Annotated in this window: 11 protein-coding genes; 10 read left to right on the top strand and 1 reads right to left on the bottom strand. The window is 73.0% G+C overall.

Features of this window, described 5'->3' with window-relative positions:
* Positions 1-105 precede the first annotated feature (105 nt).
* The 10 genes from OG403_RS23385 to OG403_RS23340 all read left to right on the top strand — a co-directional run bounded on the left by OG403_RS23385 (position 106) and on the right by OG403_RS23340 (position 12,675).
* Positions 106-1,353, top strand: a complete 1,248-nt coding sequence (locus tag OG403_RS23385) for a LamG domain-containing protein (protein WP_329567471.1) — start codon at positions 106-108, stop codon at positions 1,351-1,353.
* Positions 1,354-1,610: 257 nt separating this feature from the next.
* Positions 1,611-2,354: a glycosyltransferase family 2 protein gene (locus OG403_RS23380; protein WP_329567470.1), complete on the top strand. Its 744-nt coding sequence runs from the start codon at positions 1,611-1,613 to the stop codon at positions 2,352-2,354.
* The gene (locus OG403_RS23375) at positions 2,351-2,983 is read left to right on the top strand and encodes a hypothetical protein (protein WP_329567468.1); all 633 of its coding nucleotides are present in this window, start codon (positions 2,351-2,353) and stop codon (positions 2,981-2,983) included. The genes OG403_RS23380 and OG403_RS23375 overlap by 4 nt, the downstream gene beginning before the upstream one ends.
* Positions 2,984-3,019: 36 nt before the next feature.
* On the top strand, positions 3,020-4,141 hold the full coding sequence (locus OG403_RS23370) for a glycosyltransferase family 4 protein (protein WP_329567466.1): 1,122 nt from the start codon (positions 3,020-3,022) through the stop codon (positions 4,139-4,141).
* Positions 4,138-6,588 carry a hypothetical protein gene (locus OG403_RS23365; protein ID WP_329567464.1) on the top strand — a complete coding sequence of 817 codons (2,451 nt, stop codon included), beginning with the start codon at positions 4,138-4,140 and terminating at the stop codon, positions 6,586-6,588. Before OG403_RS23370 ends, OG403_RS23365 begins: the two co-directional genes overlap by 4 nt.
* A complete protein-coding gene (locus tag OG403_RS23360) occupies positions 6,585-7,721 on the top strand; it encodes a glycosyltransferase family 4 protein (protein ID WP_329567462.1) in 1,137 nt (378 codons plus the stop codon). Before OG403_RS23365 ends, OG403_RS23360 begins: the two co-directional genes overlap by 4 nt.
* The gene (locus tag OG403_RS23355; RefSeq protein ID WP_329567461.1) at positions 7,714-9,000 is read left to right on the top strand and encodes a lipopolysaccharide biosynthesis protein; all 1,287 of its coding nucleotides are present in this window, start codon (positions 7,714-7,716) and stop codon (positions 8,998-9,000) included. The genes OG403_RS23360 and OG403_RS23355 overlap by 8 nt, the downstream gene beginning before the upstream one ends.
* A complete protein-coding gene (locus tag OG403_RS23350; protein ID WP_329567459.1) occupies positions 8,997-10,196 on the top strand; it encodes a glycosyltransferase family 4 protein in 1,200 nt (399 codons plus the stop codon). The genes OG403_RS23355 and OG403_RS23350 overlap by 4 nt, the downstream gene beginning before the upstream one ends.
* The gene (locus tag OG403_RS23345; protein WP_329567457.1) at positions 10,193-11,509 is read left to right on the top strand and encodes a polysaccharide pyruvyl transferase family protein; all 1,317 of its coding nucleotides are present in this window, start codon (positions 10,193-10,195) and stop codon (positions 11,507-11,509) included. The genes OG403_RS23350 and OG403_RS23345 overlap by 4 nt, the downstream gene beginning before the upstream one ends.
* Complete coding sequence (locus OG403_RS23340; RefSeq protein ID WP_329567455.1) at positions 11,506-12,675, top strand: glycosyltransferase family 4 protein; 1,170 nt, start codon at positions 11,506-11,508, stop codon at positions 12,673-12,675. Before OG403_RS23345 ends, OG403_RS23340 begins: the two co-directional genes overlap by 4 nt.
* On the opposite strand, the gene OG403_RS23335 is transcribed toward OG403_RS23340, so the two are convergent.
* The gene (locus OG403_RS23335; RefSeq protein ID WP_329567453.1) at positions 12,636-13,844 is read right to left on the bottom strand and encodes a cellulase family glycosylhydrolase; all 1,209 of its coding nucleotides are present in this window, start codon (positions 13,842-13,844) and stop codon (positions 12,636-12,638) included. The two genes, OG403_RS23340 and OG403_RS23335, sit on opposite strands and share 40 nt — an antisense overlap.
* Positions 13,845-13,860 lie beyond the last annotated feature (16 nt).

Genomic DNA, 13,860 nt, shown 5'->3' with positions numbered 1-13,860 from the left:
TTCCGGTGGACCGGCCGACCGGCGTCGCGCGAACCGCACAGGGCCGCGCGGGGAGTGCGGACCAAACAATTGGGGCGGCGCGGATCATGTTCTAGCATCCGGTCTATGACTGACGGCACGGAACACCGGGGAGAGTCCGCAGCCCCCGCCCAGCAGCCCCCGTTCCCATCGCAGGAGCGGGGGACGGACACGCCGCCCGTCACCCCCGCGCAGCCGGACACACCGAGCGCACCCGGTGCATACGGCTATCCGCAGCCGCCGACCCTGCCTCAGGCGCCGGCCGGCTACGGGTATCCGCAACCCGGCAACCCGTACGCGCAGCCGCAGCCCGCGCAGCCCGCTCCCGCGGCCCCGGCCGACTACCAGCAGCCGACCGCGCCCTTCCCGCCCACGGCCTTCGCCCCGCAGCCGGGACCGCCGCCGAACCCGCACGCCCTGGCGCCCACCGGTCAGGGACCGGACTGGGTGGCGCTGGCCGACCGGAACGAGAGTCAGGCCCGGCGCAAGCGGCGCCTGGTGACGATAGGCATCGTGGTGGTCGCCTGCGTGCTCGGCATCGGCGCCGGTGCCCTGGTGATCGGCGGTCTGGGAAAGAGCGGGGGGAAGACGAAGACCGTCGCCACCGGTACCGCCTCTCCCTCGGCGAGTGCGAGTGCCACCGCGCCGAGCAACTCGCCCACCGTGCCCGGCCAGCCGAACCTGCTCGCCGACCACTCCGGACAGGCCAACGTGGCACTCGGCCCGGACTCCCAGGTGAACCAGGTGACCGGCGGCTACGCCGTGCGGTTCAAGGCCGACAGCAACTCCTTCGCCCAGTCCGCCAATCCGGTGGTGGACGTGACCCGGAGCTTCAGCATCTCGGCCTGGGTGGAGAACGAGGCCACCGACGGCCCGCGGATCGCCATCAGCCAGGGCGACGGGGTGTCGTACTCCTTCGAGCTCGGCCTCGACGCGACGAACGGCCAGAAGAACTGGGTCTTCCGGGTACAGACCGCCGACGGCGGCAACGACAGCACCGCGGTCCAGGCGGTGACCGCCAACAGCAGCTCGGTCGGCGACTGGTCGCTGCTGACCGGCACCTACGACGCCGACCTGCACAGCATCTCGCTCTACGTCAACGGCCAGCTCGCGCAGACCACGCCGCTCCCCAACAACGGCGCGGTGTGGGCGGGTCCCGGCCCGCTGCAGTTGGGACGTAGCCGCGAGCACGGTCAGTGGGGCAGCATGTGGGCCGGTGTGATCGGCCACATCCTGATCTGGGACCAGGCGCTGAGCCCGGCCCAGGTGGGCGACCTGAAGAGCGGCGGCACCGGCCAGTCGGCCAAGCCGATCGCCTCCTGGCTGGTCGGCTGACCTGGCCCGTCATCCATCGGCTGGTCGGCCCCGCCCCGCGACCGGGCGATCGCGGGGCCAACCCTGGGACGGCTGCGGCGCGGGGTGAATGAAGGATTGACAGCACTTCGGGAAATAAGCATGGGCTAAAGTGACCGACCGCGGGTGCCCTGATCACCTGTCGTGACGTCAAGACATCATCAGGGCCGCCCGCAGACCATCGGGGGCACAGCAGCGCCGCTCAACCCCCGTCCGCAGTTGGTATTACGGGGGCCCTGGTGCACACGCTGTCGATCGTCATCCCGGCGCTCAATGAAGCCCCCAACCTCTCCACCGTGATGGCCTCGGTGCCGGTCGCCGAACTGGCCGCGGCCGGCTGGCAGACCGAGATCCTGGTCGTCGACAACGCCTCGACCGACGACACCGCCGAGGTCGCCCGCGCCCTGGGCGCGCGGGTGGTCTCGCAGCCCGAACGCGGCTACGGCAACGCCTACCTGGCGGGCTTCGAAGCGGCCAAGGGCGACGTGATCGCCACCGGCGACGCCGACTGCACCTACCCCTTCGACGCACTGCCGCAGCTCCTGGGGACCCTGGTCGAGCGAGACATAGAGTTCCTGACCACGGATCGGCTGCGCCGGGACAACCGCGCGGCGATGAAGCGCTCGCACACCCTGGCCAACCACGCGCTCAGCGCGTTGAGCCGGCTGCTCTTCCGCAACGGGCTGCGCGACTCGCAGTCCGGAATGTGGATCTTCCGGCGGCACGTCTGGCACGGGCTTGACGTGCGTTCCACCGGCATGGCCTTCTCCCAGGAGATCAAGAACGCCGCCACCCAGGCCGGCTACCGCTTCCTGGAGGTGCCGATCGAATACCGCCAGCGCGGCGGCGAGGTGAAGCTGAACGCGCTGCCCGACGGCATGGCCAACCTGCGCCAGCTCTTCGAACACCGGCTCCGCCGATCGGCCGGACCGGGGGCCGATCGGGCAGCCCTTCCGACGCAGCGTAAGTTCGAATCGGCATGAGCGAAGAGCCGGACGAACAGCAGCAGGACGGATCCGCCGAGGGATCGGCCGACCCCGGGACCGACGCTGCCGAGATTGCCGAGGCAACAGAGGCAACAGAGGCAACAGAGCCCGATGCGCCCCGGCACGGCCCCGACACCCCCGATCCCCTGCCGAGGCGGGCCGGCCCGCCTCCCGGCCGCCGGACCCGGCGGCGGCACGGACGGCGCGCGGCCGTCCCGCGGTTCGGGCTCGTCCCGGCTCTGCTGGCCCTCGGCCTGCTGATCGGCCTGGCCGGCGGCCTGTGGTCGGTACCGACCGTGCGCACCCAGCTGCTCGACTCGTTCACCAACCGCGGCACCTCGTTCACCGAGCTGTTCTTCACCGCCGATCCGACCTACGAGGGCGCGACCGTGGTGGTCCCGATCACGCTCATCGCCCACGGCACGGGTGAACGCTCGTACCAGCTGAAGCTGACGCTAGAATCCCCGGACGGTTCGGACGCGGCCACGGACACGGTCAGCCTGGTACCGAAGGACGGCGCGCCAGTGCCGGTCGTCGTGCGGCTGCAGTCCAACGGCAACGCGGCCATGGTGCGGGTCGCCCTGGTGGGCCACCCGCAGACCCTGCACTTCCGTTTCGGGAAGTAGCCGACCACCGACCCCCCGAGCCCTGGAACCTCTCTCATGCGCACAATCGTGCAGATCACCCCCTACTACCCGCCCCACTTGGGCGGGTTGGAGCGCGTGGTGGAGCAGCTGGCGCATCAACTGGCCCTGCGGCACCGGGTCCGGGTGGTCACCACCACGCTGGGGGCGGCCCGCGGCGAACCGCGCCGATCCGGCGGCGCCGTGCCGGTCCGCCGGCACCGGGCGGTCGAGCTGGCGCACACCCCGATCTCCCCCGGCCTGCCGGTCTCGCTGCTGCGCGCGCCCCGCTCGGCCGTCCTGCACCTGCACTGCGCCCACGCCCTGCTGCCGGAGCTGGTGGCCCTCACCAGCCGGCTGCGCGGGCAGCGCTACCTGCTCCACTTCCACCTGGACGTGGACGCCTCGGGACCGCTCGGTCGGCTGCTCCCGCTCTACAAGAGGCACCTGTTCGGCCGGGTGCTGCGCGGTGCGGCCGGGGTGGTGGTGCTGACCGAGGCTCAGGGCGAGTTCGTGCGCGCCGCCTACCGGGTGCCCGCCGAGCGGGTCTTCGTGGTCCCCAACGGGGTCGGGGCCGAGTACTTCATGCCTGCGCGCACCGCGCACGCCGGTCCGCTACGGCTGCTCTTCGTCGGCCGGCTCGGCGCGCAGAAGAACGTGGCCCGGCTGCTGGACGCACTGCCGCTGCTGCGCGAACCGGTGCGGCTGCGGATCGTCGGGGACGGCGAGCTGCGCGGGCAGCTCACCGCGCAGGCCGACCGGCTCGGGCTCGGTGACCGGGTGGAGTTCACCGGCGGCCTGCTCGGCGCCCGACTGACCGCCGCCTACCGGGAGGCAGACGCCTTCGTGCTGCCCTCCGACAGGGAGGGCATGCCGCTGGCGGTCCTGGAGGCGATGGCCGCAGGCCTGCCGGTGGTGGCCACCGACGTGCCCGGCAGCGCCGAGCTGCTGAGCGGCGTCGGCCTGCTCACCGCCCCGGAGCCGACTGCGCTGGCGGCGGCACTCGACCGCCTGGCCGCCGACCCGGGGCTCCGTGCCCGACTGGCCGAACGCAGCGCCGAGCGAGCACGCCGGCAATCCTGGGCAGCGGTGGCCGAGCGGATCGAGCGGGTCTACGACGCCGTCCACGGGCCGGTCGGGACAGCTGGAGCGGCCGGATGAGCGCCGTCGACTCCCCGGTGGCCGAGACCACCGCGTCCGAGCGGACCGGGGCGGCGACGGCCGCGCCGGGTCGCACTGCGCTGCCCCGGCGGCTGCCCGCGCGGCTGGCCGACTGCTGGGACCGCCGGCCGCGCGGCCGTCAGGCCCTGCTGCTCTCGCTCGCGCTCGGCTGCGTACTGGAACAACTGCCCGCCACCCCCGGACCGCTCCGCACCCTGGCCGGGCTCTGGCTGCTGTTCGGCGCCCCGACCCTGCTGTGGCGCGGCACCGCCGCCAAGGTCGTCTCCGGGCGGGACGCGAACCTCCTGGTGGCCGTGGGCCTGACCATCATCATCGATCTGCTGATCGCACTGGGCGTCAACACCGTGCTGCCGCTGCTCGGCCAGCACCATCCGCTGACCCGCACGGCGCTGGCCGGCGCGACCGCGATGGTACTGATCGTGCTCGGCGCCGTGCTCCCCGAGGAGGCGCGCGCCCCGGCGCCGCCGCGCCGGCTGCGCGAGCGGCTGGCCGGGCGGCCACCCGGCGTGCTCCCGGTGGCCGGCCTGGGCTCGCTCACCCTGCTGCTGGCCGTCGCGGGCCCGATCCGGCTGAACAACGGCCTCAGCGGGAGTGTCAGCGTGCTGGCGTTGCTCGCCATCGCGAGCCTGCTGCTCCTGCTGCTGCGCCGCCGCCGGCGCTACCCGGCCGAGGTGCTGCAGAGCGGGCTGTTCATCGCCGCCACCGCCCTGCTCCTGCTGAACTCGCTGCGCGGCTGGTACCTGACCGGACACGACATCCAGCGCGAGTACGAGTACTTCCGGCTCACTCTGGGCGGCTCGCTGTGGAGCGTGGCGAGCTACCCGGACGCGTACAACGCCTGTCTGAGCATCACCCTGCTGCCGGTCAGCGTGGTGCGGCTGACCACGATCCAGGACATCTACGTCTTCAAGCTCGTGCTGCCGGTGCTCTTCGCGCTCACCCCGGTGCTGGTCTTCCGCGCGGTACGCAACGTCACCTCCCGGCTGGTGGCGCTGCTCTCGGCGCTGTACTTCATGGCCTTCCCGACCTTCTTCACCGACATGACCTTCCTCGGCCGCCAGGAGGTGGCCTTCGTCCTGCTCGGTTGCGCGCTGCTGGTACTGACCGACCAGGGACGGCCGTTGCGGGCGCGGCGGATCGGCTTCTGCGTGCTGTTCGCCGGGATCGTACTGTCGCACTACTCCACCACCTACGTGCTGGTCGCGGTGCTCGGCATCGCGGTCGGTGCCGACCTGCTGTGGCGGCTGACGAGCCGGCTGACCGAGCGGCGCGGGCGCCGACGGCGTCCGCGGACCCTCGGCGGGCCGCAGGCACCCTCCTTCGTCACCTGGTGGATGGTGCTGCTTCCGGCCACGCTGGCCCTGGTCTGGGCCGGCCCGGTGACGCACACCAGCGGCCAACTGCACTCGACCCTGAGCGCCGCCTACCAGCAGCTCACCCACCTGGGCGGAAACGGGAAGAGCGGCTCCTCCGACACCAAGTACAGCCTGCTGGGCGGCACCGAGGTCAGCCCGCAGCAGCGGCTGACCGACTACCGGGCCCAGACGCTGGTGCAGACCGCCGCGAAGCGCGCGGCCGGCGACTACCTGCCGCTGCAGACCGTCAACAGCTACCCGGTCAGCGTCGTGCCGCAGCCGAACCTGCCGTTGACCGCGGCTGGCCGGGCGCTGAAGAGCGGCGGCATCGACGTGGTCGGCCTGAACGGGGCGATCCGGCAGGGTGCTGCCACGCTGCTCCAACTGCTCCTGCTGCTCGGCGTGGTGGTGACCCTGCGGGCCCGGCGCCGGGGGTTTCGGCCGCTGCGCGACCAGGTCACCCTCACCGTCGGCGGGCTCGGCCTGATCGCGCTGCTGACCGTGGTGCCGCAGCTGTCCGTCGACTACAGCGTGCTGCGCGCCTTCCAGCAGGGGTTGTTCTTCTTCTCGCCGTTCATCGCGGCCGGCACGCTCTGGGTGGTGCGCTGGGCCGGGCGGCGGGCGGTGCCGATCGCCTGCGCCCTGGTCCTGGGGCTCTTCCTCGACCTGACCGGGGTGGTACCGCAGCTGCTCGGCGGCTACCCGGCGCAGCTCCAGCTCAACAACGCGGGCCAGTACTACGACATCTACTACCCCACCACCGAGGAACGGCTGGCCGCCTACCGGCTGGAGCAGGACATCGCCGGGCAGCATCCGGTGCCCGTGGTGCAGAGCGAGTCCTACACCTTCGGACGGCTGCAGACGCTGATCACCGGGCCCGCGATCGGCGACATCTTCCCCACCGAGCTGGGCAGCAATCCGTACGTCCTGCTCGGCACCACCACGGTGCGCACCGGCGACGTGACCCTCTCCTACCAGGGCGACCTGGTCACCTACCGGTACCCGATGGGGCTGCTCGACAGCACCAAGAACGAGATCTACAGCAGCGAAGGGGCGGAGATCTACAAATGAGGCCGTACCGGGTCCTGCTGGTCAGCCACTACTACCCGCCGCACCTGGGCGGGATCGAGAACGTGGTCCGCCAGGAGGCGCTGCACCTGGCCGCGCTCGGCGTCGAGGTCACCGTGCTGACCAGCGGCGAGCGCGCCGGGACCGAGACCGCCGACGGCGTCCGGGTGGTCCGGGTGGCCGCCTGGAACGGCGTCGAGCGCCGCACCGGGGTGCCTTTCCCGGTGCTCTCCCCCGCGCTCCTGGGCAGCGCGCTGCGCTGGGCCCGCTGGGCCGATGCCGTGCACCTGCACGACTGCCTCTATCCGACCAGCTGGGCGGCCGGCGCGGCGGCCGCCCTGACCCGTACCCCGCACCTGGTGACCCAGCACGTCGGCCTGGTGGAGCACCCCTCGGCGCTGGTGCGCGGCGTGCAGCGGGCGGTCTACGCGGTGGCCGGACGGCCGCTGCTGCGCCGGGCCCGGCGGGTGCTGACCCTGAACGCCTCGGTGGCCGACTTCGTCCGCCGGCACGGCGCCAGGACCGAGCGGGTCGAGCACCTGCCGAACGGGGTGGACACCGCACTGTTCCGACCGACCGAATCAGCTTCGGCACGGGCGAGCGCGCGGGCCCGCTTCGGCCTGCCCGCCGGTCGGGTGCTGGTGCTGTTCGCCGGGCGTCTGGTGCCGAAGAAGGGCTTCCAGCTGCTGCTCGACGCCCACTCCCCGGCGGACGGCTACGAGTTGGTCTTCGCCGGCGACGGCGACAGCGCCGCGCTGCGCGGCCGGGCCGGCGTGCACCACCTGGGCACGCTGGCGCCCGAAGCGCTGGCCGAGGCCTACCGGGCCTGCGACGTCTTCGCGCTGCCGTCCACCGCCGAGGGCTTCCCGCTCACCGTGCAGGAGGCGATGGCCAGTGGACTGCCGGTGGTCACCACCGACGATCCCGGCTACGCGCCCTACCGGTTGGACCGCGAGCAGGTCCGACTGGTGCCCCGGCAGGTGGACGCGCTGCGCACCGCACTCGCCGACCTGGCCGCCGACGAGCCGCTGCGCGCCCGGATGGGCCGCTACTCGCTGGACTGCGCCCGGACCTCCTTCGACTGGACGCAGCACGCCCGGCGACTGCTGACCCACTACCAGGACAGCCGTGGCTAGACACCAGGGCAGGCACGCCCGGCCACCGGACCAGATGTACCGCAGCTCGTTCTTCCTGCTCTCGGCAACCGTGACCACGGCCGCACTCGGCTTCGTGTTCTGGGTGCTGGTGGCCCGCTTCTACTCACCCGAGCAGGTGGGGCTGGCCACCTCGCTGATCTCGGCGACCTCGCTGATCTCCTACCTGAGCCTGTTCGGGCTGAACAGCACGCTGATCCGGTTCCCGGCCCGGGCCGAGGCCCGCAACGGGCAGATCAGCCAGTCGATCGCGCTGGTCGCCCTGGTCGCCGCGGTGGTCGGCGCCGGCTACCTGCTGGGGCTGCCGCTGTACGGGCAGAAGCTGCTCTTCGTGCGCGAACACCTGCTGCAGGCCGGGGTCTTCGTGCTGTTCTGCGTCTTCTCCGCAGTCAACCTGCTGACCGATTCGGTCTTCATCGCCGCCCGACAGCCGCAGTACAACGTGCTGGTGGACGGCCTGCTCCAGGGGTTGGCCAAGCTCGCGCTGCCGCTCGGACTGACCGGCCTGGGCGTGTTCGGCATCTTCTGCTCGACCGGCGGCGGCTACCTGGTCGCGGTGGCCGCCTCGATCCTGCTGATGCGTCGCCGGCTGGGCTTCCGCTTCGACCTGCTGGCCCGGGGCACCCGGCTGCGCGAGCAACTGGGCTTCTCGGTCGCGAACTACCTCTCCAGCCTGCTCAACCTGGCACCGCAGCTGGCGATCCCGCTGATCGTGCTGCAGCGCTTGGGGGAAGCGGCGGCCGGCTACTACTACGTGGCGTTCCAGATAGCCGGGCTGCTCAACGCGGTCTCCTTCTCGGTCGGCGAGGCGGTGTTCGCCGAGGCCTCCTACGACCCTTCGCGGTTCAGGGTGCTGCTCCGCCGCTCGGCCATGATCATGGCAGCCGCGCAGCTGCCGGCCGCTGCGGCGGTGGCCGGTGGCAGCGGCCTGCTGCTCACCCTGTTCGGCGGCGACTACAGCGCCAAGGCCCGCCCCCTGCTGCTGGTCTTCGCGCTCGCGGCACTCGCGGTGGCGCTGAACACCTGGACCAGCTTCGCACTCAAACTGACCCGCCAGATGGGGGCCCTGGTGCTCAGCAACACCGTGTACGCCGTGGTGGCGATCAGCCTGGCCCTGCTCTGGGCACCGCGCGGGCTCGCCTGGCTCGGCTGGTCCTGGGCGGCCGGCAACCTGTTCTCCGGGCTGGTGGCGCTGGTCGCGCTGCTGGCCAGGCGACGCGCCGGGCAGCGCGCGGCGGTCCAACCGGCGGCGGCGCTGTGAGGATCCTGCAGATCGTCAACCTCGGCTTCGAGGCCGGCGGCGCCGAGAAGAGCGTGCGGCTGATCGCCGAGGGGCTGACCAAGCGCGGACACCAGGTCCGGGTGCTCGCCACCGACCTGCTCGCCGACGGCGAGCAGGTGTTCGCCGACGAGTTGGTCCCGGGCATCGCCGGGCACCCGGTCCGCCGGCTGCTGGCCAAGGCCTGGTACCGGCCGGCCCACCGAGCGGTACGACGGACCATCGAGGAGTTCCGGCCCGACTGCGTCCACCTGCACACCATCGGGGAGTTCAGTCCCTCGGTACTCGCCGCCACCCGCGACCTGCCGCGGGTACTCACCGTGCACGGCCCCGAGGACTGGACCCTGCGCCTGCTGCGCTGGAACCTGCCGAGCGCCACCACCGGCCGGCTCAGCCCGCCGGACGCCGCCCGCTACCTCTACCTGCGGCTGCTCCAGCGGCCCGGCTACCTGCCCCGGCTGCGCCGGGTGGACCGGGTGCTGGCGCCGAGCCGCTACTTCGCCGAGGCGGTCCGCCCCGACCTGGGACGGGTGCCGGTGCACGTACTGCCCAACGGGGTCGAACCGGGCCCCGGGCCCGCCCCGCTGCGCACCGCCGACCACCTGCTCTTCGTCGGGCGGCTGGAGCCGGTCAAGGGGGTGGCGGTGCTGCTCGACGGCTTTCGGGAACTGATCAGGAATCACCCAGCCGCACGCCTTACCATCGTGGGCGACGGATCGGCGCGGGCGGCTCTGCAGGCCGCGTCGGTGGACCTGATCGCCGAGGGCAGCGTGGCCTTCACCGGCTGGTTGCCACCGGACGGGGTGCACGAGTGGCTGCGCACCGCCTCCGTGGTGGTGCTGCCCTCGCTCTGGCCGGAGAACTTCCCCACCGTGGCACTGGAGGCGCTGCAGCTGGGACGCCCCCTGGTCGCCAGCGCCGTCGGCGGGCTGCCAGAACTGGTCGGCCCGGACAACGGCGTGCTGGTGCCACCGGGAGACGCCACCGCACTGGCGGCGGCGCTGGCCGGGCTGCTCGGTCGGCCCGACCGGCTGGCCGCCCTGGGCGCGGGTTCGGCGGCGCGGTCGCAGCGGTACGGGGTCGAAGAATTCCTCGATGCCCTGGAGAGGCACTACCGCGAGGTCGCCGAGCGCAGCGGCACGGCACGAACGAGCGGACGAGGGAGCGGCAGAGCGTGAGGATCCTGGTCGTCAACGCCTTCCAACGCGGCAACCGGGGCGACGCGGCGCTGCTGAGCGTACTGCTCGAGCAGCTCGCCGAGGCCCACCCCGGCGCGCTGATCGAGATCGCCGGCTTCGAGTCGCCGCAGCAGTGGCCCGAGTTCGACGGGGTCGCCAACCTCGGCTCGATCCGCCGCTGCGTGGGCGACGAGGAGATCCGCCAGGCGCTGCGGGTCGGCCGCAAGCTGCTCGCCTGCGCGCTGGCCGCACTCGCCACGCTGCCCGGCTCCGGACGGGCGCTGCGCGCACTGGCCCGGATCCTGCCGACCGAGATCGGCGCCGAACTGCGGGCACTCGCCGCGGCCGACCTGGTGGTCAGCTTGGGCGGCGGCTACTTGAACGGGCGGGCCGACCTGCCCAGCGACCTGAGCATCTTCTTCCTGCTGCTGCCGCTCTGGCTGGCCCGGCGGTTCCGGGTTCCGGTGGTGCTGGCCCCGCAGTCCTTCGGGCCGTTCCCGACCCGGGCCCAGCAGTTGATGATCCGCCGGGTCCTGCGGTCCTGCCGCCTGGTGGTGGCCCGCGAGTCGATCAGCGTGCACCGGCTCGCCGAGGTCGGGGTGTCCGGCTCCACCGTGGTGCGCGGGGTGGACAGCGCCTTCGCCTTCCGCGACCGGGCGTGGCGCGACTGGAGCACCGAGCTGGCCGTCGGGCCCGGTACCCGGCTCGTGGTGGTGACCGCCCGCCAGTTCCTGCGCGGCGCGGCCCAGCAGGCGTACGAACGGGCACTGGCCACCGCGATCACCCACCTGCTCGATCGGCGGGACTGCGCGGTGGTGCTGGCTCCGCAGGTCACCTGCGCCTACCAGGGGGACGACGACCGGATCGTCAACGCGCGGATCGCCGCGCTGGTGGCCGACCCGCGGCTGCGGGTGCTGGACGACGGCGGGCTGGACCACCACGAGATCTTCGCGCTCTACCGGGCCGCCGACTTCATCCTGGGCACCCGGTTCCACTCGGTGATCTTCGGCCTGATCGCCCAGGTCCCGTGCGCGGCCATCGAGTACGACCACAAGACCCGCGGCATCATGGCGGATCTGCACCTGGAGCACTGGGTGGTCCCGATGGCCGAGGCCGACGCCGACACCCTGATCGCGCTGCTGGACCGGCTGCTCGCCGAGGGCGCGGCCTACCGGCGATACCTGGCCGCCGAGATCCCCGGCTACGCGGCCCGGGCGGCGGACTTCGTCGAACTGCTGCGCGTGGAACTGCCGGCGAACCGGCCTGCCACCGCCGAACCGTCCGCCCGGCCGCGGCAGGCGGTGCTGCGGTGACCCGGCGGACCGTGGCGGTGGTGACGCCCTACTACCCGCCGAAGGTCGGCGGTGTCGAGCACTACGCGGCCCGGATCGCCCGCGCGCTGGCCGACTCTCCCGATCTGAGCCCGGTGGTGCTGACCAGCCGGCCCGGCGGCCTGCGCAGCACCGTGCGGGTCGAGGACGGGGTACGGGTGGTCCGGCTGCCCGCCTTGCTGCGGCTCTCCAACACCCCGCTCGACCCGCTCTGGCCGCTGCGGCTGCGCTGGTGGCTGCGCCGCACCGGGGCCGAGCTGGTCAACGCGCACGCCCCGGTCCCCGGCCTCGGCGACCTCGGTGTCGTGCTGGCCGGCCGGCGACCCAGCGTCCTGACCTACCACGCCGGCTCGATGCACAAGGGTGAGCCCGGCACCGGCGCGGCCGACCGGCTGATCGGCTGGTACGAGCGGCGGCTGCTGCCCCGGGTCTTCCGGCGCGCCACCAGGCTGGTCGCGGTCTCCCCGGTCTCGCTGGCGGCCGGCCGGCCGCACGCGGTGCAGATCACCCCCGGCGTGGACACCCGCCGGTTCACCCCCGGCGCCCCCGCCTCGACCAGAGCGCCGGTGGTGCTCTACGCCGGTCGGCTGGACCGCTCCTCGGCCTGGAAGGGCGTGGACGTACTGCTGCACGCCTTCGCCCGGCTCAACGATGTCCCCGACGCCCGGCTGCGGCTGGTCGGCGGCGGCGACGCGCTGCCCGACCTGCTTGCGCTGGCCCAGCGGCTGGGCATCGCCGACCGGGTCACCGCCGAGGGCGAGCTGACCGGGGCGGCGCTGGTGGCGGCGATGCGCGAGGCGGCCGTGCTGGCGCTGCCGTCCCGGACCGAGGCGGAGTCCTTCGGGATGGCCCTGGTGGAGGCGATGGCCTGCGGCACTCCGGTGGTCGGCTCGGCGGTCGGCGGCATCCCGCATGTGGTGACCGACCGTCACGACGGTCTGCTGGTACCGGCGGGCGACCCGGTCGCGCTGGCCGGCGCCGTGCGCGAGCTGCTGACCGACCACGCGCTCGCCGACCGGCTCGGCGCGGCCGGGCGGCGGCGCGCCGAGGAGCGCTACGACTGGGACGGGCTGACCGGCCGCTACCTGGAGCTGTTCCGGGCCCTGCTTCAGCCGCCCTGCGGCGGGCCCGAGGAGCCCTGCTCGTAGGCACCGATCGCGTCCTTCCAAGCCTCCAGGGCCGGCTTGGGGGTGCCGTCGAAGCGGCGCAGGCCGTAGAACAGCGAGCGCTGCTGCTTCTGCGACGGCTGCCCGGTGTCCTGGTCGGTGAACCAGAAGACGGCTGCCACATGGGGGTTGGCGGCGGCGGCCCGAACGGTGTCGGCGGCGATGGTGGCCTGGTACTGCTCGGTCACATGGGTGTTCTGCGGCGTGATGACGGTGCCGTCGGTCACCGTGCCGGGCCCGTTGGTGGCGGCGCCGGTCTCGGTGATCCAGATCGGCAGGTCCGGCGTGCCGTAACTGGTCAGGATCGCCACCAGGTTGCCCGGGGCGCTGCTGATGTCCTCCATCGCGGTGCCGAACGAGGTCTTGGCGCTCGGCAGGTACGGGTAGGTGTACGGGTGGTAGCTGATCGCGTCCACCATCTTGTTGGCGCCCAGCTTGCAGACCGCGGTGAGGAAGTCGCCCTGCGAGACGTAGCCGGCGTCCTGGCCGGTGCTCACCGCCGCCAGGCCGCCGAGCAGGATGTAGGCCTTGGGGTCCGCGGCACGCAGCGCCTTGCTGGTGTCGCCGAGCAGTTGAGTGTAGGCGGCCGGGTCGGGGGCCGGTGCCCAGAACGGGATGTTCGGCTCGTTCCACACCTCCCAGGTGTGCACGCCCTGCGGGGCGTACCGCTTGGCGGCGGCCGCGGCGAAGGCGGCGAACAGGTTCGGGTCGGCCGGCGGGCAGGCGTCGTCCGAGGCGCAGCTCGCCTTGCGGGCCCACGGCGGGGTGTAGCCGATGGTGGGCAGCACCTCCAGGCCGCGGGCCTTGGCGGCGCTGAGGACCCGGTCGAACCGCTGCCACTCGTAGGTCTTCGGGCTGTCCGGCTGGATGTCGTCCCAGGACAGGTCGACCCGGATCCACTTGGAGCCGGTGTCCACGGCGTCACCCAGGCCGGTCGCCAGGTCCTGGTCGTTCTTCCAGGTGAGGGTGTCCCCGTAGGAGATGCCGATCCGCAGCGGCTTGCCCGGGTCCGCCGGCGCCTGGCTCGGCACGGGCGACCCGCCGGCCGTGACGGCTCCGGGGCCCGGCTTGGCGGCGGCCCCGGCCGAGGGCGAAGCGGTGGTGACGGTGCCGGCGAGGACGGTCGCGACCGCCGATACGATGAACGCCACCAACGCCGCCCGTAGG

The sequence above is a fragment of the Kitasatospora sp. NBC_01266 genome, assembly GCF_036242395.1.
Lineage (GTDB): Bacteria > Actinomycetota > Actinomycetes > Streptomycetales > Streptomycetaceae > Kitasatospora.
The sequence above is the reverse complement of the archived record's forward strand: the minus strand, read 5'-3'. Positions and strand labels throughout refer to the sequence as shown.

Bases quoted from the DNA above. Each gene is read 5' to 3' on its own strand.
- OG403_RS23365 (WP_329567464.1), top strand. From the start codon at position 4,138: ATGAGCGCCGTCGACTCCCCGGTGGCCGAGACCACCGCGTCCGAGCGG.
- OG403_RS23385 (WP_329567471.1), top strand. From the start codon at position 106: ATGACTGACGGCACGGAACACCGGGGAGAGTCCGCAGCCCCCGCCCAG.
- OG403_RS23360 (WP_329567462.1), top strand. From the start codon at position 6,585: ATGAGGCCGTACCGGGTCCTGCTGGTCAGCCACTACTACCCGCCGCAC.
- OG403_RS23375 (WP_329567468.1), top strand. From the start codon at position 2,351: ATGAGCGAAGAGCCGGACGAACAGCAGCAGGACGGATCCGCCGAGGGA.
- OG403_RS23370 (WP_329567466.1), top strand. From the start codon at position 3,020: ATGCGCACAATCGTGCAGATCACCCCCTACTACCCGCCCCACTTGGGC.